General features: G+C 68.8%; 19 protein-coding genes. 12 read left to right on the top strand and 7 right to left on the bottom strand.

Annotated elements, in window-relative coordinates; all coding sequences use genetic code 11:
* The first annotated feature begins 156 nt into the window (after positions 1-156).
* The 5 genes from SFB74_RS03820 (at position 157) to SFB74_RS03800 (ending at position 8,244) form a co-directional block, all read left to right on the top strand.
* On the top strand, positions 157-780 hold the full coding sequence (locus SFB74_RS03820) for a hypothetical protein (RefSeq protein WP_432729364.1): 624 nt from the start codon (positions 157-159) through the stop codon (positions 778-780).
* A gap of 329 nt (positions 781-1,109) precedes the next feature.
* Positions 1,110-1,610, top strand: a complete 501-nt coding sequence (locus tag SFB74_RS03815; protein ID WP_432731872.1) for a sigma-70 family RNA polymerase sigma factor — start codon at positions 1,110-1,112, stop codon at positions 1,608-1,610.
* Entirely contained in the window at positions 1,607-2,665 is a 1,059-nt protein-coding gene (locus tag SFB74_RS03810; protein WP_432729363.1) for a FecR family protein, read from the top strand. Before SFB74_RS03815 ends, SFB74_RS03810 begins: the two co-directional genes overlap by 4 nt.
* Positions 2,666-2,772: 107 nt before the next feature.
* The gene (locus SFB74_RS03805) at positions 2,773-5,088 is read left to right on the top strand and encodes a TonB-dependent siderophore receptor (protein ID WP_432729361.1); all 2,316 of its coding nucleotides are present in this window, start codon (positions 2,773-2,775) and stop codon (positions 5,086-5,088) included.
* Between the two features lie 144 nt (positions 5,089-5,232).
* Positions 5,233-8,244: a GH92 family glycosyl hydrolase gene (locus SFB74_RS03800; protein WP_432729359.1), complete on the top strand. Its 3,012-nt coding sequence runs from the start codon at positions 5,233-5,235 to the stop codon at positions 8,242-8,244.
* A gap of 41 nt (positions 8,245-8,285) precedes the next feature.
* Here the strand turns inward: SFB74_RS03800 and SFB74_RS03795 are convergent, their stop codons facing one another.
* Positions 8,286-9,002, bottom strand: coding sequence for a response regulator (locus SFB74_RS03795; protein ID WP_432729357.1), 717 nt, complete (start codon positions 9,000-9,002; stop codon positions 8,286-8,288).
* 243 nt (positions 9,003-9,245) lie between these two features.
* On the opposite strand from SFB74_RS03795, the gene SFB74_RS03790 reads away from it, so the two are divergent.
* Both SFB74_RS03790 and SFB74_RS03785 read left to right on the top strand, forming a co-directional pair.
* On the top strand, positions 9,246-10,580 hold the full coding sequence (locus SFB74_RS03790) for a DotU family type IV/VI secretion system protein (protein WP_432729356.1): 1,335 nt from the start codon (positions 9,246-9,248) through the stop codon (positions 10,578-10,580).
* Positions 10,577-11,677, top strand: coding sequence for a type VI secretion system protein (locus tag SFB74_RS03785; protein WP_432729353.1), 1,101 nt, complete (start codon positions 10,577-10,579; stop codon positions 11,675-11,677). The genes SFB74_RS03790 and SFB74_RS03785 overlap by 4 nt, the downstream gene beginning before the upstream one ends.
* A 15-nt stretch (positions 11,678-11,692) precedes the next feature.
* On the opposite strand, the gene tssJ is transcribed toward SFB74_RS03785, so the two are convergent.
* Positions 11,693-12,205 carry a type VI secretion system lipoprotein TssJ gene (gene tssJ / locus SFB74_RS03780; RefSeq protein WP_432729351.1) on the bottom strand — a complete coding sequence of 171 codons (513 nt, stop codon included), beginning with the start codon at positions 12,203-12,205 and terminating at the stop codon, positions 11,693-11,695.
* A gap of 71 nt (positions 12,206-12,276) precedes the next feature.
* On the opposite strand from tssJ, the gene tssA reads away from it, so the two are divergent.
* From tssA to SFB74_RS03755, 5 genes are all read left to right on the top strand, one after another.
* Positions 12,277-13,314, top strand: a complete 1,038-nt coding sequence (gene tssA, locus SFB74_RS03775) for a type VI secretion system protein TssA (RefSeq protein WP_432729349.1) — start codon at positions 12,277-12,279, stop codon at positions 13,312-13,314.
* 63 nt (positions 13,315-13,377) lie between these two features.
* Positions 13,378-13,896: a type VI secretion system contractile sheath small subunit gene (gene tssB, locus SFB74_RS03770; RefSeq protein ID WP_432729347.1), complete on the top strand. Its 519-nt coding sequence runs from the start codon at positions 13,378-13,380 to the stop codon at positions 13,894-13,896.
* 43 nt (positions 13,897-13,939) lie between these two features.
* Positions 13,940-15,436 carry a type VI secretion system contractile sheath large subunit gene (gene tssC, locus SFB74_RS03765; RefSeq protein WP_432729346.1) on the top strand — a complete coding sequence of 499 codons (1,497 nt, stop codon included), beginning with the start codon at positions 13,940-13,942 and terminating at the stop codon, positions 15,434-15,436.
* 167 nt (positions 15,437-15,603) lie between these two features.
* The gene (locus SFB74_RS03760; RefSeq protein WP_093204164.1) at positions 15,604-16,083 is read left to right on the top strand and encodes an Hcp family type VI secretion system effector; all 480 of its coding nucleotides are present in this window, start codon (positions 15,604-15,606) and stop codon (positions 16,081-16,083) included.
* 81 nt (positions 16,084-16,164) lie between these two features.
* Entirely contained in the window at positions 16,165-16,704 is a 540-nt protein-coding gene (locus SFB74_RS03755; RefSeq protein ID WP_432729344.1) for a peptidoglycan-binding domain-containing protein, read from the top strand.
* Between the two features lie 92 nt (positions 16,705-16,796).
* Here SFB74_RS03755 and SFB74_RS03750 read toward each other — a convergent pair whose 3' ends face one another.
* The 5 genes from SFB74_RS03750 to SFB74_RS03730 all read right to left on the bottom strand — a co-directional run bounded on the left by SFB74_RS03750 (position 16,797) and on the right by SFB74_RS03730 (position 21,853).
* Positions 16,797-17,591 carry a PP2C family protein-serine/threonine phosphatase gene (locus SFB74_RS03750; protein ID WP_432729341.1) on the bottom strand — a complete coding sequence of 265 codons (795 nt, stop codon included), beginning with the start codon at positions 17,589-17,591 and terminating at the stop codon, positions 16,797-16,799.
* 79 nt (positions 17,592-17,670) lie between these two features.
* The gene (tagH, locus tag SFB74_RS03745; protein ID WP_432729338.1) at positions 17,671-19,380 is read right to left on the bottom strand and encodes a type VI secretion system-associated FHA domain protein TagH; all 1,710 of its coding nucleotides are present in this window, start codon (positions 19,378-19,380) and stop codon (positions 17,671-17,673) included.
* A gap of 92 nt (positions 19,381-19,472) precedes the next feature.
* Positions 19,473-19,637: a hypothetical protein gene (locus SFB74_RS03740; protein ID WP_432729336.1), complete on the bottom strand. Its 165-nt coding sequence runs from the start codon at positions 19,635-19,637 to the stop codon at positions 19,473-19,475.
* Positions 19,638-19,650: 13 nt separating this feature from the next.
* Positions 19,651-20,955 (bottom strand): TIGR02270 family protein, encoded by a 1,305-nt coding sequence (locus SFB74_RS03735; RefSeq protein WP_432729334.1) that lies wholly within the window; start codon positions 20,953-20,955, stop codon positions 19,651-19,653.
* A gap of 16 nt (positions 20,956-20,971) precedes the next feature.
* A complete protein-coding gene (locus SFB74_RS03730; RefSeq protein ID WP_432729332.1) occupies positions 20,972-21,853 on the bottom strand; it encodes a hypothetical protein in 882 nt (293 codons plus the stop codon).
* Between the last annotated feature and the right edge of the window lie 4 nt (positions 21,854-21,857).

Below are 21,857 nucleotides of genomic sequence, written 5' to 3'. Positions count from 1 at the left end.
GGCGCGCCATTGAGGGTTTGCGGATTTCGTTCGGCAAGGAAGTGAATCCACCTGAAACCGAAAGAGGAACCGCCTCCCCATGCTTCGGAACAACAGCCATTGCCACAGCCGTCATCACTCACCGTCGCCCGCGCCGCGCCGCCGGGAGATCGCCCGATGAGCACCGCCAGCCTCGGCCTCGTGGTGGCTGCCTTCTTCGCACTCGGCGCCGCCTGGCTCACGGGCAAGACGCTCGCGACGCGCGCCTCGGGCACGCCGACGGCCCAGTTCGCGGCGCAGCAGCAACCCGCCGCCGCGCGCGAACGCATCGACCTGCGGCAACCGCTGCGTTCGCTCGCCACCGTGCACGGGGCGACGCTGGCGCAGCGCGGCATCGGGCTCGAACTCGCCGTGCCCGACGCCCCGTTGACGGTGGCCGCCATCGCGGGCGACCTCTCCCGGCTCATGGCGCACATCGCCGACACTGCAGCCACCACCCTGCCGAACGGCTCGACGCTGCACGTGCTGGCCCGCGCCGAAGGGCACCAGGCGGTGGTGAGCCTGCGCGAGGCCGAGCTTTCCGCCGGCGACGCAGCCGATGTGCCGCCCCGCCTCTCGCTGGCCTTCGAGACAGGCATCGGCCGGCCCGCGTCGCCGCTCGCCCACGCCTGCCAGGCCATCGCCGCGCGTCACAGCGCGCGCATCTACACCGCGCCCTCGCCGCTGGGCGATGGCTGCCTCACGCTGCGGTTTCCGTTGCATGGGGCCCGTACGGCGCGTGCGCCGAAAGGGCTGCTGTGATGGCCACGCGCCGGCTCTTCGGGCCGCGGTTCACTCGCGACGAGGAAGCCGCCGGTAGATCCCCGCGCTCCTGGCTTGTCGACGGCTGCTGCCTCGGCACGGCGGTGGCCGGCCTGGTGCTCTCGCTCGGCCTCGGCCGCTGCGAGCAGGGCCGCGCGGGGCCCACGGTCATGTCGACGCTCGCGCCCATCATGCAGACCCGGGGCCACCGGTTTCCGACGGGATGCGCGACCAGGGCGGCGCGCCGTTCACAAACGTCAACGCAGTGAGATAGATTCATGCCTGCCGCACTCGCCGCGTTCCCGAACGACTTCCCTTCGCCCTCCTCCATGCCGGATCGCCCTCCTTCCCGCAGCGTGGAAAGCCTCTACGGCGACCATCACGGCTGGCTGCTCGGCTGGCTGCGGCGCAAGCTGGGCCATCCGGGCGACGCCGCTGACCTGGCCCAGGACACATTCCTGCGCGTGCTGGGCCGTCCGCGCGACATCGACGAAGTCCGCGAGCCGCGCGCCTGGCTGACCACCATCGCGCACGGCCTGGTGGTCGACCATGTGCGTCGGCGCACGCTGGAGCGCGCCTGCCTGGAGGCCATTGCCGCGCTGCCCGAGCCGCAGGCGCCCTCGCCCGAGGCGCAGATGCTGCTGGTCGAGTCGCTGGTGCGCATCGACGCAATGCTCGACGGGCTGCCTTCGAAGGCGCGCAGCGCCTTCCTGCTCTCGCGGCTCGACGGTCTCGGCTATGCCGAGATCGCGCAGCGCCTGAACGTGAGCCTGAGCTCGGTCGAGAAATACATGGCCATGGCCATCCGCCACTGCCTGGCGCTGCGATGAAACCTGCATTCCCTTCTCCTTCCTCTTCTTCCCTGTCGGGCGACGGCACGGCCACGGCCGCCGAGCTGCTCGACCAGGCCATCGGCTGGGCCGTGCGGCTGGGCTCCGGCAGCGCCGACGAGAAGACCCATGACGAATGCGGCGCATGGCGTGCCGCGCATCCCTCGCACGAGCAGGCCTGGCAGCAGGTGCAGGCCGTGGAAGACACCTTCCGGCAGGTGCCGCGCATGGGCGAGGCTGGCGGCGCGCTGGCGCACGGCGCGCTGCAGGCGGCCACGCGCCTGCGGGCGCAGCAGGGCCGCCGCCGCGCGCTCGGGGTGCTCGGCGTGCTCGGCGTGATGGGGCTCGGAGGCGTGATCGGCCTCCTCGTCTGGCGCGAACAGCCCTGGGAGAGCCGCACCAGCTACGCCACCGCCGTGGGCGAGCGCAAGCGCGTGACGCTGTCCGACGGCACCGAGCTGAACCTCAACACCGGCTCCGAGGTGCAGGTGATCTTCTCGCCGCGCCGCCGGCGCATCGTGCTGCAGCGAGGCGAACTCTTCGTGCGCACCGGCGCCGACGGCGGCTCGCTGCTCGGTCACCGCGCCTTCTGGGTCGAGACGCCGCACGCGCGCTTCGAGGCGCTGGGCACGCGCTTCGGCGTGCGCGAGCAGGACGACCAGACGCGGCTGTCGATGACCGAGGGCCGCGTGGCCATCCACACCGCCGGCGACGCGCAGCCGGTGGTCGCCCAGGCCGGCGACGGCTACATCGTGCGCGGCGGCGCGGCGCAGCCGCCCCAGCGCGTCGTGGACCGCAGCTTCGAGCCCGACGCCTGGACCGACGGCGCGCTGGTGGCCCGGCAGATGAGGCTGGATGCCTTCATCGCCGAGCTGGCGCGCTACCACGCCACACCGCTGCTCTGCGACGCGGATGCGGCATCGCTGCGCGTCTCGGGCGTCTTCCAGCTCAGCGGCCCCGACCCGGTCGGCCGCGCGCTGGAAGCGCTGGTACGCACACTGCCGGTCCGTCTCGAACGCGGCACTGGAGGCACATTGACTGTCGCGCGACGTTGAGAAGGCTTTCTGCGGACCGCCATCCCGGGTTCTGGCGGTTCCGGCAGTCGAGGCCCACCCTGCTTTCCGCGCTGCTGCTGGGCGTCGCGGCGGGATGGGTCGCGCCCATGGGGTCCGCGCGCGCGCAGGCGCAGCCGGCGGGGGCGCCCGCGCGCGCCAGTTTCGACATTCCGGCCGGGGCGCTCGAAGACGCGCTCAGCAGCTTCGCGCGTCAGGCCGGCATCACGCTGTCTTTCGACCCGGCGCTGGTGCGCGGCAAGAACGCCGCCGCGGTGCACGGCAGCCGCACGGTCGCCGAAGGCCTGGCCGAACTGCTCTCGCCGCACCTGCTGGAGGCCGTGCCCGGCGCCAGCGGCGCCTACGCGGTACGCCCGGCCGCTGCCTCGGCCGCGGCGGTCTCGGGGCCCGGCGCCATCCTGCCCACGCTCACCGTCACGGCGCAGGAAGAGCGCGCCGACGGCCAGGTCGACGGCTACGTGGCACGGCGCAGCGCTTCGGCCACGCGCATCGACACGCCGCTGCTCGAGACACCGCGCGCCGTCACCGTCGTCACGCGCGCGCAGATGGACGACCAGGCCGTGCACACGGTCGAGCAATCGCTGCGCTACTCGGCCGGCGTGCTCACCGAGGTGGCCGGCTACGACACGCGCTTCGCCTCGCTCACGGTGCGCGGCTTCGCGCCCGCCGAGTACCTCGACGGCTTCAAGCTCCCCACCAACAGTTTCGCCACGCGCTGGCTGGTCGAGCCGCAGGCGCTGGAGCGCGTGGAGCTGCTGAAGGGGCCGGGCGCTGTATATGACCCGTCGGCGCCGGGCGGCGCCATCAACATGGTGTCGAAGCGGCCCTCGGCGGAGGCGGTGCGCGAGGTGAGCCTGTCGGTGGGCAACCGCAACCGGCGGCAGGGCAGCTTCGACCTCGGTGGCGCGATGAACGCCGACGGCAGCCTGCTCTTCAGGCTCAACGGCGTGCTGCGCAACAGCGACGGCCAGACGGACTACTCGCGCGACGACCGCAGCTTCATCGCGCCCTCGCTGACGTGGACGCCCTCCTCGCGCACCAAGGTCACGCTAATGGCGGAGGCCACGCGCGACCGCACGACGCCCAAGAGCATCTGGCCGCAGGGCGCGCTCATCACGCCCAACCCGTGGGGCAGCATCCCGCGCGAGCGCTATACCGGGGAGCCCGGCTACGACCGCTACAACCGCGACGCCTTCTCGCTCACCTACCTGTTCGAACACCAGCTGAACGACAACTGGACCCTGCGGCAGAACGCGCGCCACGCCAGGCTCGACATCGACTACCGGCAGGTCTACGGCAGCGGCTTCCAGAGCGACCAGCGCACGCTCGATCGCCAGGTGATGCGGGCCAGCGAAAGAAACCGCAGCACCACGCTCGACACGCAGGTCGAAGGCCGCTTCAGCACCGGCCCCGTCTCGCACACGCTGCTGATGGGCATGGAGTACCAGCGGCAGGCCAGCTCGCAGCAAAACGGCATCGGCCCGGCGCCGTCCATCGACGCCTTCGCGCCGGTCTACGGCCAGCCCGTGTCCGACCCGCCCCTGAACGGATTGAACGACAGCAGCATCACGCAGCGCGGCTTCTACGTGCAGGACCAGATGCGCAAGGGGCCGTGGTCGCTCGGGCTCACGGTGCGGCAGGACCGCGCGCGCAGCAGCGTGAGCCGGCTGGTGACCTCGTCCTTCGGCATCGACACCAACACCAAGACCACCTACAACGCGGGCCTGCTCTATCTGTCGCCGAACGGGCTGGCGCCCTACTTCAGCTACTCGACCTCGTTCACGCCGCTGCCGGGCGCCATCGCCAACGGCACGCTGCTGCAGCCCGAGCTGGGCAGGCAGTTCGAAGTGGGGCTGAAGTACAAGCCGCCCGGCGTGGACGCGCTCTTCACCGTGTCGGTCTTCGACCTGCGCAAGAACAACTCGCCGACCTTCGATCCGTACGTGCCCGGCCCGGTCTCGCAGATCGGCGAGGTGCGCACGCGCGGGCCCGAATTCGAGGCGCGCGCCGCGCTCACGAAACAGCTCAAGCTGGTGGCCAGCTACACGCTGCTCGACGCCAAGGTCACGCAAAGCCTGAACCCCGCGGAAATCGGCAAGCAGCCGCTCAACACAGCGCGCCAGACCGCCTCGCTGTGGCTCGACTACCGCTTCGGCAGCCCCGCGCTGAAGGGCTGGAGCATCGGCGGCGGCATACGCCACGTCGGCAAGGTGCCGGCCAGCACCGACAACAGCAGCTACAACCCGCCCTACACGCTGGTGGACGCGGCCCTGCGCTACGAACAGGGCCCCTACAGCTTCGCGCTGAACGCCACCAATCTCACCGACAGGAGCTACGTCGCGGGCAACGGCCAGTACTTCGGCCAGAGGCGCGCGGTGCAGGCGAAGTTCACCTACCGCTGGTAGCAACCGCGGTGGTCCGCCGCGCCCCTGTTTGTTGCGTTCGCAACGCTGCATTGCTTGCGGGAAAGCACAGGCGCCTGCGCTTTGTCCCGTCCCTAGACTGCACCGCGCATCACGGTGCGACTCATCAAAAGGGGGCAACAGCAGATGAACACACGAAGACTGCGCCAGCTCGCGCTGGCCATGGGACTGGCATCGTTGACCGCATGCGGCGGTGGCAGCGGAGGCGGGGGAACGAACATCGCGTTCACTCCCCCGCCGGGCACGGGCGCCACCGGCACCGGGACTGACACGGCTGCGAGCCCCGACACCGCCACGCCCGCGTCCACGACTGCACCCGCCGCAACGCCGGACACTCCCGCCGGGCCCGCAGGCAGCGGCTTCGTCAAGCAATCGCTCGCGAACTACATCAACACCATGCGCGGCGCCAACTCGAGCGGCGACTTCACGCGGGGCAACACCTTCCCCGCCATCGCGGTGCCCTTCGGCTTCAACTTCTGGACGCCCATCAACCGCGGCGACAACAACTGGTTCTACCAGTTCGACACGAGCACGGGCGAGACGTCCGACGGCTCGCCGATCACCACGATCGAGTCCTTCGCCACGGTGCACGAGCCAAGCCCGTGGATCGGCAACAGGCAGTCGCTCTCGATCATGCCGGTCAGCGACGTGAACAAGCTCAACCCGGACAACCGCGCGCAGACCTATTCGCGCGTCAAGGAAGTCGCTCATGCCCACTACTACAGCGTGATCTTCGACAACGGCATCCGCACCGAGATCACGCCCACCGACCACGCGGCCTACTTCCGCTTCACCATGCCCGCCGGCATGTCGACCGCCACCATCCTGTTCGACCGCTTCGCCAGCGAGGGCGACGGCGACCTGAGCGTCGACACCACTGACAACACCGTCTCGGGCATGGCCGACAACAACGGCGACAAGAACGCGCCGGTCATGTACTTCCACGCGAAGTTCGACGCGCCCATCACGGCATCCAAAAGAATAGACGCCGGCAACATCAAGACCTGGCTGCAGTTCTCGACCCCGGACAACGCGAAGGCCGTGGGCATGAGGATCGCCACCTCCTTCATCAGCATCGACCAGGCGAAGGACAACCTGGCGCAGGAGATCGGCGACAGGAGCTTCGACAGCGTCCAGCAGCTCGCGGCCGCCGCGTGGGACGACAAGCTCAACACCATCCAGGTGGAGGGCAGCGCCGAGGACTCGGCCACGCCGGCCGCCATCAAGGCCTTCGAGCAGAAGAAGGTCACGCTCTACTCGAACATGTACCGGGCCTTCCTCTACCCGAACTCCGCATGGGAGAACGTGCGCGACCCGGCGACCGGCAAGGGCACGGCGACCTACATGAGCCCCTACATCCCCGGCACGCCGAGGAAGCAGGGAAAGATCTGGGTCAACAACGGCTTCTGGGACACCTACCGCACCACATGGCCGCTCTACTCGCTGCTGCTGCCGACGCAGGCGGGCGAGATGCTCGACGGATTCGTCAACGCCTACAAGGACGGAGGCTGGGTGCCGCGCTGGTCGGGCCCCGACTACCGCGACAGCATGGTCGCCACCAGCTCCGACGTGATCTTCGCCGACGCGTACCTCAAGGGCGTGCGCAACTTCGACGTCGACTCGGCCTACGCCTCGATGCTGCGCAACGCCTCGGTCAACAGCACCGACGGGGCCAAGGGCCGCAAGGGCATGAACAGGTCGGTCTTCCACGGCTACCTGCCGACGGAGGTCTCCATCGGCGACCCCGCGCCGGGCCACGTCGCATGGTCGCTCGAAGGCGACCTCAACGACTTCGGCATCGCGCAGATGGCGCAGGCGCTGGGCAAGTCCGACGATGCCGCCTACTACTACAACCGCGCGCTGAACTACGCGAAGCTCTTCTCGTCCGAGACCTCGGGCACCTGGAAGGGCAGCTGGTTCCGCTCGAAGAACAGCGCCGGCGCGTGGGACGACAGCGTCGGCAAGTGGGGCAGCGTCGCGCCCGACACCTGGGGCTACGGCTACACCGAGGGCAATGCCTGGTCGTACGCCTTTCTCGTGCCGCAGGACGGCCAGGGCCTGGCCAACCTGCACGGCGGCAGGGCGCAGCTCAAGGCCAACCTCGACGCCTTCTTCTCCGCCGCGCCCTCGACGGGCGGCGGCAGCTACGGCGGCGTGATCCACGAGGTGAAGGAAGCCCATGCGGTCAGCGTGCTGGCGGGCGTCGGCCAGTACCAGCACTCGAACCAGCCGGTGCATCACTCGATCTACATGTACAACTACGCCGGCGCTCCGTCGCAGGGCCAGAAGTACCTGCGCGACGTGATGAGCAAGCTCTACACCGCCGGCCTGGACAGCAACGGCGTGCCCGACGGCAGCGGCTACATCGGCGACGAGGACAACGGCGAGCAGTCGGCCTGGTACGTGTTCGGCGCCATGGGCTTCTATCCGGTGAGCATGGGCCGGCCCGAGTACGCGATCGGCGCGCCCTACTTTCCGAAGATGGTCGTGAACCTGCAGAACGGCAAGCGCATCGTCATCACCGCTTCCGGCGTGAGCGACGCCAACCGCTATGTGCAGAGCCTGCGCCTGAACGGCCAGCCGGTCACCCGCAGCTACCTGCAGCACAAGGAAATCGCGGACGGCGCCACGCTGGAATTCGTCATGGGCGCGCAGCCCTCGTCATGGGGCACGGGCGACAACGACGTGCCCGGCTCGATCACGCAGGGCAATGCGAAGCCGTCGCCGCTCACGTCGCTGCTGCCCACGGGCACCTGGACGGTTTCGTCGAGCACGGCCGGCCAGCCCGCGAACCTGTACGACCGCGACTCCGACACCGCCTGGCAGAGCACCTCGGCCAACGCATGGATCGAGGCGGACGCCGCCACAGGCCAGCCCGCCAGCGTGCCCCGGATCTACACCCTGACCTCGGGCACGCAGGACTCCAGCCAGGATCCGAAGAGCTGGAAGCTCAAGGCCTCGAAGGACGGTGTCGCATGGGTCACGCTCGACGAGCGCAGCAACGAGAGCTTCATGTGGCGCCAGCAGACCCGCCCCTTCGCGCTGAAGGCCGGCACCGAGGCTTACAGCAAGTACCGGATCGAGTTCGCCAACACCGGCACGCTGAGCGTGGCGGAGTTCGAACTGCTGGTGCAGTGAGAAGAATGGAAAGGGATGCGGACCGGAAGGCGCAAGGCCGCTCAGGCCTGCTGCGCCTCGGTCAGCGCCTGGGCCGCCACCACCGCCTCGGTGCGGTTGCGCACGTTGAGCGCGCGGAAGATCGCCGCCAGGTGGATCTTCACGGTGCCCTCGCTGATGCCCAGGCTGCGCCCGATCAGCTTGTTGGGCTTGCCCTGCGACAGCAGCTGCAGCACCTCGACCTGCCGCTCGGTGAGCACGCTGCGCAGGTGCTCCAGCGTCTGGGTGCCGCCACCGCCGCCGCTGCTGCCGGCGGCACCGCCGGCGCCGCGCACCAGCGCCTCGGTGCCCGCCTGCTGCGTCATGCCGGCCACGATGCCGGGCGGCACCGCCGTCAGCATCATCGGCGGCACGTACACGCCGCCGGCCAGCACCAGCCGCACGGCCGAGAGCATCACGTCGGGGGAGTAGGCCTTGGGAATGAAGCCGAGCACGCCGCGCTCGAGCGCGCTGCGCATGATGGCCGGGTCTTCGTAGCCCGACAGCACGATCACCGGCACCGCCGGATGGCGCTGCCGGATTTCGTCGATGTGGGCCTGGCCATCGGCGCCGGGCATGTTGAGGTCGATCAGGGCCAGGTCGAGGTCGTCGGTGGCTCCGGCAAGCAATTCGTCGACGCTCATCGCCAGGACGAATTCGATGCCGGGCTCCAGCTCCGACAGCTTGGCTTTGACCGCCTCGATGACGAGCCGGTGGTCGTCGGCGATCAGTATTTTCATGATGTCTTTTCCCCGTGTCCCAGCGTGCAAAGCACGGCAGACGCTGAAGATACCGGCGAAATCCCCGCGCAGCAAGGCCGCAAGCCCCACCAACGGCATAGACCCCAAGCGATATGGCGCCCGTTGCAAGCCCTTTGAAAGAATGGTCGCCTACTCGAAGGAACCGGGGACATGGGCATGTGCCATCGCTGCAGACGCCGGTGCAAGGCATCCTTCGCAACGCATGAATGAGCGGGCCCGCCCATGGCCCGCCTTCTCGACTGCTTCTCCAGCTTCATCTCGTCCGGCCTCGCGCTGGACGCGTCCATCGCGTCCGGCACGCCCCTGCTCTCGCACGATGCGGCGCAGCAGCAGGCCCGCCAGCAGCTCGATGCGGCACGCGCCGCCGCGCAGGCAGCCGGCACGCCCGCGGCCCAGATCGAATCGGCCGCCTTCGCGATGGTGGCCTGGATCGACGAGATCCTCGCGCGCCACCCCGATGCAGCCGCTTCGGCGAGCACCGCGGCTCCGCTGCAGGTGCAGCTCTTCAACTCCAACAACGCGCACAGCGAGTTCTTCCATCACCTCTCGGCCCTGGGCGCGAGCGACGATGCGGTGCGCGAGGTGTACTGGCACGCACTGGCGTTGGGCTTCAAGGGCCAGTACTACTTCGAGGAGGGCGACCAGGGCGAGCTGGGCAAGCTGAAGGACCTGCACGGGCGCCAGCTCCTGCTGCGCCCGCTGTCGACGGGCAGCCTGGTGCAGGAGCACATCACGCCGCAACCCTACGAGGTACCCGACCCGCGCGGCCCCAACGACACGCGCCGGCGCGACCGCACGCTGCTGCTCGGCGCGGCCGCCCTGGCATTCGCGCTGCCGCTGCTGTACATGCTGTGGCTCTGGTCCAGCGGCCCGCCCGCCGCGGCCACCGGCCTGGCCCAGCGCATCGAGCAGCACCTGCAGACTTTCGCCTGCGCCGACCTCACGGCCAGCGTCGACCGCGACGGCCGCACGCGGGTCACCGGCTTCGTCTCGCTGCCCGGCGACCTGCCGCGCGTCGAGCACGAGGTGAGCGCGATGCCGGGCGTGAAGGCGCCGCGCTTCGACATCGGCCTTCGCGTGTGGCCCCATTGCGAGGTGTTCGCCATCCTGAAGCCCTACCAGGCGCGCAACATCGAGAAAGCCTACGGGCTGGACATCGACGCGCCCTCGGCCCGCGACGGCCGCCTGCGCGAGGGCGACAACGTGCGCGTGCAGGTGACCGCGCCGCGCCACGACAGCTACATCTGGGTCGACTACTACACCGTCGACGGCTCGGTCATGCACCTGAACGCCGGGCAAGCGCCCACGCGGCTGCACGCCGGCGAGACGCTGGAGATAGGTCGCGACATTCCTTCGAGCTGGCTGGTGAGCCCGCCCTTCGGCAGCGTGCTGATCACGGTGCTTTCGTCGCCCACGCCCTTCACCGAAACCGCCGACAGGCCGCCCTTCGAGCTGGCCTCGGCCTACCTGCTGCGGCTGCGCGAGTCGCTGGCGGCCAGCAAGAACAGCGACCGGCTGATCGCCGACTTCGTCTTCCTGGAGACCGTCTCGCGATGAACGCCCTGCTGCTGTCGCCCGCACACCGCTTCTGGCTGCTGCTGTCGCTGTGCCTGCTGGGCTTCGGCCTGCTGTACGCGACGGTGCGCGACGCGGGCCGGGGCGCGCGCCGGCGGGGGCTGCAGAAGCGCCTTGCGGCGGTCGGCGAACCGGAGGACGAGGCTGGCGCAGCGACCACGGCCGTCGACACGCTCAAGGAAAGCATGGCGCACGCGCAGCAGGCCATGCGCCGCGCGCCATGGGCCAGGCCCTCGGCGCCGGTGCCGTGGTTCCTCTGCATCGGCGATGCATCGGCCAACCTCGCGGGCCTGCTCGCGACGGCGCATGCCGAGCGCGTGGACGCAGCCTCCGGCGGCACATGGTGGCGCTGGTGGCTGACCCACCGGCTGGTAGCCGTCGAGATCGATGCTGGCGCGGTCGGCGACGTGGCCGGCACGCCGCGGCTGCGCAGCCTGTGGCTGCACTCTCTGCTCGCGCTGGCCGAGCGGCGCGACCGGCTGCCGCTCAACGGCTTCGTGGTGGGCGTGGCGGCCGCCGACCTGCTGGATGCCGACGCCACCGAGCTGAAGTCGCTCGCAGCGCGAACGCGCCGCCTGCTCGGCGAGGCCAGCGACGGCCTTCGCCTGCAGATGCCCACCTACCTCGTCGTGACCGGGCTCGAACGGCTGCCCGGCTACGCGACCCTGCGTGGCGCGTTGCCGCCCGAGGTGCTCGCACAGGCGCTGGGACACAGGCTGACGGACCCTTCCGCCTTCATCGAGACACCGGCGGGCGAGCGGCTCGACGCCGTGTTCGAGCCCATCGCACGGCAGCTGCACGCATTGCGCATGCCGCTGCTGCGCGAGCAGCCCGGCCCCACCGGCCGGCTCGCCATTCATGAATTCGTGGAAGCAGTGCGCGCCCTGCAGCCCGGGCTGCGCCAGTACGCGCAGGTGCTGTTCGAGAACCACGGCAGGGGACCGCGCGCGCCACGCTGGCGCGGCTTCTATCTCACGGCGTCCGCAACGGATGCTGCCGGCGGCGCCTTCGTGCACGACCTGTTCGAGCACTTCCTTCCCGTCGACCAGCCCCTGGTGCGACCGGGAAGGCCGTCGTGAGCAAGAGAGCGCAGCCTACTTGGCGTCGATGCGCATCGCGCGCGCGCCGAGGGTCACGTCGAGCGACTGCGCCTTGCCGGTGACCACGGGGCGAACCTCGCGCCAGCGCGCACGGTCGAGGTCGCGGTAGGCCGCCATCACGCCCATCGACTTCGCGTCGGGCGGCAGGTTGAAGTCGAGCTTCTTCGTCTCGCCGGGCCGCAGCAGCACTTCTTCGCGCTGCACGAGCTCGGCGCCCAGCGTGGCCTGGTCCTTCTCGAAGAGCGAGAAGAAGTCGGAGCCTTCGAAGGGGCCGGGCGACTTCAATGCATACACGCGCACCGTGAGCGGAGATGCGCGGCCGCGCGCGTCGGGATTGGCGTCTGCGCCCGCCGTGAGCGTGACGGCCACCGTGGTGACGACCGGCTTCGCCGCGCAGCCCGCAAGCAGAAGACCCGCTCCAGCAAGGCCAAGGATCGCGATGCGGCGCCGCGTTGCCGCGCCGAGGAAGCCCTCATAGGACGAATGGTGTGTACCCAGCGTGCGCATGCTATTCCCTTCGTTGCATTGACCGGTCAAGACGCATCTTTGATTATCACCAGCGAACTCGAACAGGCAACATGCTGAACAACGAACTCGCTGCAACACTGCTCGCGCCCATCGGCGATGCGTCGCCGTGCGGCGACGATCTCGAGTACGACGCGGACTTCATGGCGCTGGTCGCGGACGCGCAGGGCAAGCCCGAGCAGCAGTTCGGCGACACGGTGATTCCCGCGGTCGAGCCCGAGTGGCGCGAGGTGGGCGAGAAGGCCGAGAACATCCTGCGCCGCAGCAAGGACGTGCGTGCCGCCGTGCTGCTGCTGCGCGCCTCCACCCGCATGCAGGGCGTGGAAGGCTTCGCTGCTGGGCTGCGGCTGCTCAACGGCCTGCTCGACACCTTCTGGGACGGCATACATCCAAAGCTGGATGCCGACGACGACAACGACCCGACGATGCGCCTGAACGCGCTCGCGCCGCTGACCGACGAGACCATGGGGCTGCGCGACCTGTACGAGGCGCAGGTCGGCATCGCACGCGGCGTGGGTCCGATCCGCGTGCGCGACATCGCCATCGCCCACAACACGCTCACGGCCGTCGGCGGCGAGGCCACCTATTCGATGGCGCAGGTGCAGGGAGGCCTGGAGACCATCCAGTCCGAGCGCCCCGAGGTGATCCAGGCCGCGCTCGGCGTGCCCGCGCTGGTCGAGGAGCTGAGGAAGCTCATCGCCGATCGCACCGGCCGCGCCGATGCATTCGACCTCGACCCGCTGCGCTCCATCGCCCGCGTGCTGCAGAAGGCATGCGCCTCCGCCAGCGGCGCACCTGCCGACGCGGCCGTGCAGGACTCCGGCGACGCCGCTTCCGACACACAGGCCAATGGCAATGCCGCCGCACGCCCCGCCGCGCGCGGCGAGATCCAGAGCCGCCAGGACGCCGTGCAGATGCTCGACCGCGTGATCCGCTATCTCGAGCAGGCCGAGCCGGGCAACCCCGCGCCGCTGCTGATCGAGCGCGCCAAGAAGCTCATCGGCGTGAGCTTCCTCGAGATCATGGCCAACCTCGCGCCGAACGCGATGGACACCATCGAAACGGTCACGGGCCGCCGTCCTTCCGAGTAAGCCCGGCTCTCTTCTTCCCTTCATCCACATCCGCCCCCATTCACACCCGCAAGGAGCATCTCCATGGCCAAGAGCAGTCAGAAATTCATCGCCCGCAACCGGGCGCCCCGGGTCCAGATCGAGTACGACGTGGAGCTCTACGGGGCGGAGAAGAAGGTGCAGCTGCCCTTCGTGATGGGCGTGCTGGCCGACCTCTCGGGCAAGCCGGCCGATCCGCTCGCGCCGGTGGCCGACCGCAAGTTCCTGGAGATCGACGTCGACAACTTCGACTCGCGCATGAAGGCCATGAAGCCGCGCGCGGCCTTCGCCGTGGAGAACTCGCTCACCGGGGAAGGCGACCTGAAGGTGGAGCTCACCTTCGAGAACATGGAAGACTTTTCGCCCGCCGCGGTGGCGCGCAAGGTCGGCGCGCTCAACAAGCTGCTCGAAGCGCGCACGCAGCTGTCGAACCTCGTCACCTACATGGACGGCAAGGGCGGCGCCGAAGACCTGCTGGCCAAGGTGCTCGAAGACCCGGCCCTGCTGCAGACGCTGGCCGCGAGCAAGAAACCCGAGGACGGCGGCGCCACGCCGGCCGCCTGACATCCATCCGACCGCCACACAGGATCACGAGGAGTAAACCACCATGGCCACCGAAGCACTCGAACAGAGCGCGCTGAAAGATGTCGCGTACGCGGGCAGCGACTTTTCGTCGCTGCTGCAGAAGGAATTCAAGCCGCGCAGCGACGAAGCCAAGAGCGCCGTCGAAGCCGCGGTGCTCACGCTGGCGCAGCAGGCGCTGGCCAACAGCACCGTCATCGGCAAGGACGTGACCAAGTCGATCCAGGCCATGATCGCCGCGATCGACGCGAAGCTCACCGACCAGGTGAACAGGATCATCCACCACCCCGACTACCAGAAGCTCGAGAGTGCGTGGCGCGGCCTGCACTACATGGTGAACAACACCGAGACCGACGAGAACCTCAAGATCCGCGTGATGGACATCTCCAAGCAGGAGCTGGCCAAGAACCTGAAGAAGTTCAAGGGCGCGGCCTGGGACCAGAGCCCGATGTTCAAGAAGATCTACGAGCAGGAATACGGCCAGTTCGGCGGCGAGCCCTTCGGCGCGCTGGTGGGCGACTACCACTTCGACCAGAGCCCGCCCGACGTGGAGCTGCTCGGCGAGATGGCCAAGATCGCCGCCTCGGCGCACGCACCCTTCATCACCGGCGCCAGCCCGAACCTGATGCAGATGGAGTCGTGGCAGGAGCTCGCCAACCCGCGCGACCTGACCAAGATCTTCTCCACCCCCGAGTACGCCGGCTGGCGCAGCCTGCGCGAGTCGGACGACTCCAAGTACATCGGCCTGTGCATGCCGCGCTTCCTGGCGCGCACGCCCTACGGTGCCAACACCAACCCGGTGGAAGAGTTCGACTTCGAGGAAGACACCGCCGGCGCCGACCACAACAAGTACGCCTGGGCCAACGCGGCCTACGCGATGGCGACCAACATCAACCGCTCGTACAAGCTCTACGGCTGGGGTTCGCGCATCCGCGGCATCGAGTCGGGCGGCGCGGTGGAGAACCTGCCGCTGCACACCTTCCCGAGCGACGACGGCGGCGTGGACCAGAAGTGCCCCACCGAGATCGCCATCAGCGACCGCCGCGAGGCCGAGCTCTCGAAGGCCGGGCTGCTGTCGATGATCCACCGCAAGAACTCCGACTTCGCGGCCTTCATCGGCGCCCAGTCGCTGAACAAGCCCGCCGAGTACGACGACCCGGACGCCACGGCCAACGCCAACCTGGCGGCGCGCCTGCCCTACCTCTTCGCCTGCAACCGCTTCGCGCACTACCTCAAGTGCATCGTGCGGGACAAGATCGGCAGCTTCAAGGAGCGCGAGGACATGCAGCGCTGGCTCAACAAATGGATCATGAACTACGTGGACGGCGACCCCGCCAACTCCTCGGAGATCACCAAGGCCCAGAAGCCTCTGGCCGCCGCCGAGGTGATCGTGGAGGAAGTGGAAGGCAACCCGGGCTACTACACCTCCAAGTTCTTCCTGCGCCCGCACTACCAGCTCGAAGGCCTCACGGTTTCGCTGCGCCTCGTGTCGAAGCTGCCTTCGGCCAAGGGCGGCGCGTGAAAACCTGAAAAAAACGGGCCGGACTTTCTTGAAATTCCGGCTCCCGTTTCGTTCTATCAACAGCTGCCACATACCGGTCTTGCCAGCAAGCCGGCGGCAGCCCAGGCATCCGTCTCGATCATCAACAGCAACTGCCCGAACGCAATCGGGTTCCAAGGAGTAGGAACATGTCTTCTGACTTTCACATCAAGCTCGACGGCGTCAAGGGCGAGTCTTCCCACAAGGACCACAAGGACGAGATCGAGATCTCGTCGTGGACCTGGAACGTGAGCAACGCCTCGGGCGCCGGCTCCGGCGGCGGCTCGGGCAAGGGCAAGGCCACCCCCGGCGAGTTCCACTTCACGCACACCTACGACAAGGCCTCCCCGGTGCTTGCCAAGAACTGCGTGAGCGGCAAGCACTTCAAGGACATGGTCCTGACCTGCCGCAAGTCGGGCGAAGGCCAGCAGGAGTACCTGAAGGTCACGCTCAAGGAAGTCTTCATCGCCATGGTCGGCCCCGGCGGCGCGCAGGGCGGCGACGTGCAGGAGCAGGTGTCGTGCTCGTTCAAGGACATCGAGTTCGCCTACAAGGCCCAGGACGACAAGGGCGCGGCCGGCGGCGAAGTCAAGTTCGGCTGGAACGTCGCGACCACCGAGACCCGCTGACGGACGACGGACCCGCAGGGCACGGCATCGGGCGCGCCAGTGCCCGGTGCGGTTTCCACGCGTCCTCACCGGAGCAATGCAATGGCATTCAGCACCCCACTCATAGGCACCAGCGGCGCTCTGCTCACCGCCTACAACATCGACTGGTCGGTAGGCCGGATCGGCTCCAACACGCGTGAAGACGTGATGCTGGTGCAGGCGCTGTTCAAGATCTTCTACTACGAGCTGCTCGGCTTCAACCACGACCTGGACCCGCCCCCGGGCCAGACCGAGGTGATCGTCGTGGACGGCTACTACGGGCCGATCACGCAGAAGCACATCACGCACTTCCAGACGCAGGCGATCGCGCTCGGACAGAAGGTGCTGCCCGACGGCATCTTCGATCCGTTCCGCGAGCCCGGCGCATCCAGCACGCTGAGCAAGACGCGCTATGCGCTCGACCTGCTCAACAACGGCTGCGCCAACTGCTGCAAGGAACAGGGCATCGACAACTACACCAACCTGCCCAACCGCCAGGACATGCCGCAGCTGCTGCGCAGCGCGCTGAAGAAGGTGAAGAAGACGGCGAGCAAGTACACCTATGTCGCGCCCCAGACCGTGCCCACCACGGGCGGAGCCTGAGCGAGCGGCATCGATCGATCGCCGGTACTCACAAGCAAAGGGCCCCTCGGGGCCCTTTCTTTTTGCCGGCCGGGAAGAAGGAAAGAAAGGAATCAGGAGTCGGTCGACGCGGCGTTCTCGGGCATCAGCCGCGTCACGTCGTCGCCGTCGTCCTCGATCACCCACAGCGTGAGCGCCGTGTAGTTGTCGTGGCCCGGCTTGGCATTCGCCTTGACCTGTGCATCGATCAGCTCGGTCCACTGGCTGGGCGTGCGCGAGGCGTGCAGCGTGTCGATCAGGCATTCGTCGCCCAGCGGCTCCCACACGCCGTCGCTGCACAGCAGCAGCACGTCGCCGGGCAGCAGCCGCATGCGCTCCGAGACCGCGATGTCGGGCTCCTCCTCGATGGAGCCCAGCGCCGACAGCAGCATGTTGCGCTGCGGATGCAGCCGCGCGCCCTCTTCGTCGAGCATGCCGCCGGCCACCATCTGCTGCACAAGGCTGTGATCGGTGGTGCGTGCCACGATGGCGCCGCCGCGGAACAGGTAGGCGCGGCTGTCTCCGCTGTGGGCCCAGGCGAGCGCCTGGCTTTCGAGATCGATGGCCGCGAACACGATGGTCGAGCGCATCCCCGCGAGCTTGCCGCCCTCGGCCTGGCGCGCCACCACGTCGCGGTTGGCCTGCTCCACCAGTGCGCGCAGCGTGGCTTCGTCGAGCCCCGGCGCGGCCGAGAAGCCGCCGAGCATGCTGGCGCGCGCGGTGGCCGCCGCCACGTCGCCGCCGCCATGGCCGCCCGCGCCATCGGCCACCAGGCAGGCGACATAGCGCTCGTCGTACCAGTGGCCGTGCACGTCCTCGTTGTAGGTGCGGCCTCCCTGCCGGGAGAGCGTGACGATTTCGATTTCCAAGCGGGGTGCCTCGCGGGTGCTGCTGTTGTCGTGTTGTTCGTTTGTCGTGCCTGCTGCTTTTTGTTCTTCTTGCAGGGCCTCAGGCGTCGGACTTCAGGCGTGCCATCTGCTCCTCGTAGGCCTCGAGGAAGGCCTTTCCGAAGAGGCTGTGGAAGTCGTCCTCCGCCTCGCTCGCGATGCCGCCGTACAGCGACACGAACTGGTCCCACAGCTTGGCCTTGCGGTTGGCGCTGAAGAGCGCGTCGAGCGCCGTCTTCGCGCTGATCTTCTTCTCCAGCTCCGCCGGCTCGAAGCGCGCGATGACGTGCGCCAGTGCGGCGCGCATGCCCACCATCACGCCGAACTGGTGCGCGCGCAGGTCGTTGAAGGCATCGCGCATCGCGGCCTCGGGCGGCATGAAGCCGCGCACGCCGGGCCCCAGCAGGTGCGCGAGCGCCACCTCGACCGTGGGCGAGAACTTCAGCGGGTTGTTGGCCTGCGCCGCGATCATCGTGACCTCGGCACGCACCTCGCGCTTGAACTCCTGGCGCGTGAGCAGCAACTGCAGCGTGCCCTCGGTCGCGCTGCGCAGCATCGAGCCGATGCGCTCCATCAGGCCCGGCGTGAGCATCTCGGGCGGCTGGTGCGTGCTCGCCAGGCCGCGCAGGAAGGCAGCGAGCAGTTCGTCGTCGCTGGCCATGCGCTCGGGTGGCGGTGCCGCGGGGCGCGGAGCCGGAGCGGGTGCCGGCGCTCTCAACGGCTCCAGCGGCCTGCCGGAGCCCTCGGGGCCGCTGATGCGTATCGGCTGGCCGGTCATGTCGTCGAACTGCGCCAGCGGCGGTGCGGACACAGGTGCTGGTATTGGTGCGGGCGCCGGTGCCATCACCGGAGCAGGCGCGGGTGCCGGCGGCTTGGGAGGCTCGACGGCCTTCGGCGGCGTGAAGCCGAACTGGTCGATAGGCAGATGATCGGGGCGCGGCGTGGGCGTGGCCGGCGCCGCCTGCTGCAGCGCGGCCAGCGGATCGGCGTTGGACGCGGTATTCGGCTGCAGCAGCGGATCGGCCAGCGGCGACAGCGCGAGCGGATCTCCGCCGATGCCGCCACCACCACCGCCGCCCATGCCACCGAACAGCTCGTCGATGTTCGCCGCCTTGCCATGCGCGGGCGGCGCGCCCAGGTCGGAGAAATCGTCGAGCGCGCCAAGCCCCGCCACCGGTGCGGACGACGGCGTGGGCCCGAGCAGGTTCGCAAAAGGATCGACCTGCGCGGCCTGCACGTTGCGCGAGCCGCTTTCCATCGGATCGGGAAAGAGCAGCGAATCGGGCAGCGCGGCCGCGGGTGACGCGGCGACAGGCGCGGCGGCCGCGGCGGGTGCAGGCGGCGGAGCGAGGCCCGCGAGCAGATCGGCGAAAGGGTCGTCGCTGGACGGCGCCGCAGCAGCGGGCGCCCCGAGCACCGTGTTGGGAATGGCCAGCGATGGCGGTGGCGCGGCGGCACCGGCCGTCACGCGCACCGTGAGCTCGAAGCTGCCCACCACCAGCCGCGCGCCATCGGTCAACGCGGCCTCCTTGCCCGAGCCCAGCGACACGCCGTTGCACTGCATCGGGTTGCTGCCCCGGTCGATGACGAAGTATTGCCCGTCGCGGCACAGCACCTGCGCATGCACGCGCGAGACCGTGCGATCGGGATCGTCGAGCACCAGCGTGTTGGTGTCGGCCCGGCCGATGGTGCCGCCATTGGGGCCGAAGTCCGCCGCGATGGACTGCCCCGCCGGAGCGCCTTGCCGGGTGATGACAGCGATATGGATCATGAATCGGCCCCCGAAGGCTCTGCTGCGCCTGAATGCGCCCGAACAAACTCGCAAGGAGTATTCATTCCGTGGGGCATGTTGGCAATCTCGCCTTAAGAGGTATGCCATTGCAGCCAGGCTGCGACGGCGGTGAAGATGAGGGCTATGAGGAGCCAGGTGCGGGTGGCGGGGTCCTTCGGGCCACCGCGCGCACGCCGCGCGACCGCCGCGATCAGGAAGACGACCGCCAGCGCCGCGAGAACGTATTTCGTCGCCATCGGCGAACCCGCCTCATTCCTCGGGCATCCGGGTCAACCATCGCTCCTGCCTCCAGGCAGGAGCAGCGGTTGGAAACAGCTGCGTTCCCGGCTGCAGCAGGCACAGATATGTCGCCGCCGCCGCCCGTTGCCGCTGGCAGCCTCCGCGCAATACCCGCAGGCAGTGCGACCAGGAGGGTGCTGCCCCCATGAAGCTGCGCTCGCCCGCACCGGGGTACCGGGACGCATTGGCATCCCACCAGTTGAGCAACCCGACGGGGTCGGGCCAGGGCAGGCCCTCGTCTTCGTCCATGGCAACGTCGACGGCTTCGGGGTCGTCTGCGTCTGCGGCTTGCGCGCCCTGCATGGGTTTGATCTCCAGGTCGTTCAACGCCAGATCGATTCCTGTGATGGTCGTGAAGGCTTCCCCCGCCAGCCGCGCGAGCAGAGGGTCGGCCATCTGGGCGATGAGCCATGGCACGGCATGCGTGTCACCCACGACGCCCACTGCACGGATCGCGTCGCGCACGCCTTGCGGCTCGGCAACCAGCGATCTCAGCAACGGCGCGGCGCGCGCCGACCCGACGAGCTTCAGCAGCAACGCCAGGGCTGGTGTCCGGAAGTGCCCGCCGGGCACTCGAACCGCGTCGAGCAGCACGGGGATCGACTTGTGGCGCTCCCCCAGCAGCACAGCCGATCGCGCAGCCCAGAACCGACAAGCCATGTCCTCGTCATCCAGTGCGCCCACACAGTTCCCCAACAGATCGCTTCGGCCGCAGTCGCCTGCTGCCTGGAGCGCCTGAGCCCTCAGCAACACGTTGGGATCGGTCATGGCGCCGGCCAGCACATCGCCCGGGTCGACCCGGTGGAAGTCGCAGGCCGCAATGCCTACCAACCGGAGCAACGCCTGCGGCGACGCCAGCAGGTTGCCGACAGTGCCGCGCAGCGACTGCGCCGATACCCAGCCGACGGCAAGCGCCACGGCCTCCCGCGCATCCGCGATAGCTTCGGCCAGTGCCAGAAGATGCGCAATGCGCCGGTCGTCGCGATTGTCGAGCGCCAGCGCAAAGGATGTGAACACCTCGCCGGGCCCGAGGTTGGCGAGCGCCTCGTCGGCAGCCCGGCTGCCGGCTTCGCCCGCCACGGCCAGGCCGTCGAGATGCGCGGCCAGGCGATCGTCGAGGCGACGCAGGTGGTGCAGCTTGACGTGGCCCGCACGCACCATGAAGAAACGCTGCCCGCACAGCAGCGCCGACTCTTCGGCATGGCGTGTCACGACGAGTGGAACAGGCTCGGGAACGAGGGCGTCGGCGATGGACGGGGAAGCGACCGCGCTCATGACATCGGCTCCCCATTCAATCGTAGGTACGCCAGACGGTGCCGTCGAACGACGCGACGTGGGCGCGGCCTACCGACCAAAGCACGCCTTCGGCCACTGAAAGGCTGTAGCAGGTGGCCGGTCCGCTGTCGCCGAAATCCACGGGCACCAGCGTGTCGCGGTCCAAGGTGTAGAGCGCCGACATGGTCGCCACATAGAGCCGGTCCTGGAACCAGCACAAGTCCCACAGGTCGGCCGTGACTTCGTCCTGCCATTGCACCAGTGACCACACGTCGTGGCGGCCGCGCAGCATCACCCCGCCTTGTCCCGCCGCATAGACGACACCATCGCCCGCGCAGCACACAGCGGTGAGGATCACGTTGGTGGGGCTCGCGCGCTGCGCCCAGGCCGCGGAGTCGTACTGCCAGATCTCGCCACCCCAGCCGACGGCGTAGATCTCGTTCCTGGCGTAGCCGTCGATGGCCTCGAAACCGTACTTCTCGATGTCGTCGGCGCGCGGTGCGCTGCGATCCACCCATTGCCCGTCGAGCCGCTGGAACACCTGCCTCTTCATGCCGCAGGCATACACGCGCCCTGCGATGTCCTTCGCATTGCGGATCATCACGGGTGGCGGCACGATGGCCTCTTCGCTCGAACTGCCGCCTGCATAGGTGACCACATCGCCGTCTTCTCCGACGAGCACCACGCATTCATCGGGGCCGCGCGCTATCGCAACCGCGCTCGCATCCCAGTCCGTATCGACGGCATCGCTCCACAGCCCCTGGTCGACCGCCACCAGGCTGCTGTGCGCGATCTCCTGGCCCATCAGCACGCGGCTCTTGCTGATGACGTAGACAAGGTCGTGGAAGCGCGCCGCACCGCGTACGAATTCACGTGTATCGGAAGCTCGTGTTGTCATGGAG

Source organism: Variovorax xiamenensis (assembly GCF_050916385.1).
Classification (GTDB): domain Bacteria; phylum Pseudomonadota; class Gammaproteobacteria; order Burkholderiales; family Burkholderiaceae_C; genus Variovorax.
The sequence above is the reverse complement of the archived record's forward strand: the minus strand, read 5'-3'. Positions and strand labels throughout refer to the sequence as shown.

Coding starts and splice junctions, on each gene's coding strand:
- SFB74_RS03820 (WP_432729364.1), top strand. CDS start 157: ATGAGCACCGCCAGCCTCGGCCTCGTGGTGGCTGCCTTCTTCGCACTC.
- SFB74_RS03815 (WP_432731872.1), top strand. CDS start 1,110: ATGCCGGATCGCCCTCCTTCCCGCAGCGTGGAAAGCCTCTACGGCGAC.
- SFB74_RS03810 (WP_432729363.1), top strand. CDS start 1,607: ATGAAACCTGCATTCCCTTCTCCTTCCTCTTCTTCCCTGTCGGGCGAC.
- SFB74_RS03805 (WP_432729361.1), top strand. CDS start 2,773: ATGGGGTCCGCGCGCGCGCAGGCGCAGCCGGCGGGGGCGCCCGCGCGC.
- SFB74_RS03800 (WP_432729359.1), top strand. CDS start 5,233: ATGAACACACGAAGACTGCGCCAGCTCGCGCTGGCCATGGGACTGGCA.
- SFB74_RS03795 (WP_432729357.1), bottom strand. CDS start 9,002: ATGAAAATACTGATCGCCGACGACCACCGGCTCGTCATCGAGGCGGTC.
- SFB74_RS03790 (WP_432729356.1), top strand. CDS start 9,246: ATGGCCCGCCTTCTCGACTGCTTCTCCAGCTTCATCTCGTCCGGCCTC.
- SFB74_RS03785 (WP_432729353.1), top strand. CDS start 10,577: ATGAACGCCCTGCTGCTGTCGCCCGCACACCGCTTCTGGCTGCTGCTG.
- tssJ (WP_432729351.1), bottom strand. CDS start 12,205: ATGCGCACGCTGGGTACACACCATTCGTCCTATGAGGGCTTCCTCGGC.
- tssA (WP_432729349.1), top strand. CDS start 12,277: ATGCTGAACAACGAACTCGCTGCAACACTGCTCGCGCCCATCGGCGAT.
- tssB (WP_432729347.1), top strand. CDS start 13,378: ATGGCCAAGAGCAGTCAGAAATTCATCGCCCGCAACCGGGCGCCCCGG.
- tssC (WP_432729346.1), top strand. CDS start 13,940: ATGGCCACCGAAGCACTCGAACAGAGCGCGCTGAAAGATGTCGCGTAC.
- SFB74_RS03760 (WP_093204164.1), top strand. CDS start 15,604: ATGTCTTCTGACTTTCACATCAAGCTCGACGGCGTCAAGGGCGAGTCT.
- SFB74_RS03755 (WP_432729344.1), top strand. CDS start 16,165: ATGGCATTCAGCACCCCACTCATAGGCACCAGCGGCGCTCTGCTCACC.
- tagH (WP_432729338.1), bottom strand. CDS start 19,380: ATGATCCATATCGCTGTCATCACCCGGCAAGGCGCTCCGGCGGGGCAG.
- SFB74_RS03740 (WP_432729336.1), bottom strand. CDS start 19,637: ATGGCGACGAAATACGTTCTCGCGGCGCTGGCGGTCGTCTTCCTGATC.
- SFB74_RS03735 (WP_432729334.1), bottom strand. CDS start 20,955: ATGAGCGCGGTCGCTTCCCCGTCCATCGCCGACGCCCTCGTTCCCGAG.
- SFB74_RS03730 (WP_432729332.1), bottom strand. CDS start 21,853: ATGACAACACGAGCTTCCGATACACGTGAATTCGTACGCGGTGCGGCG.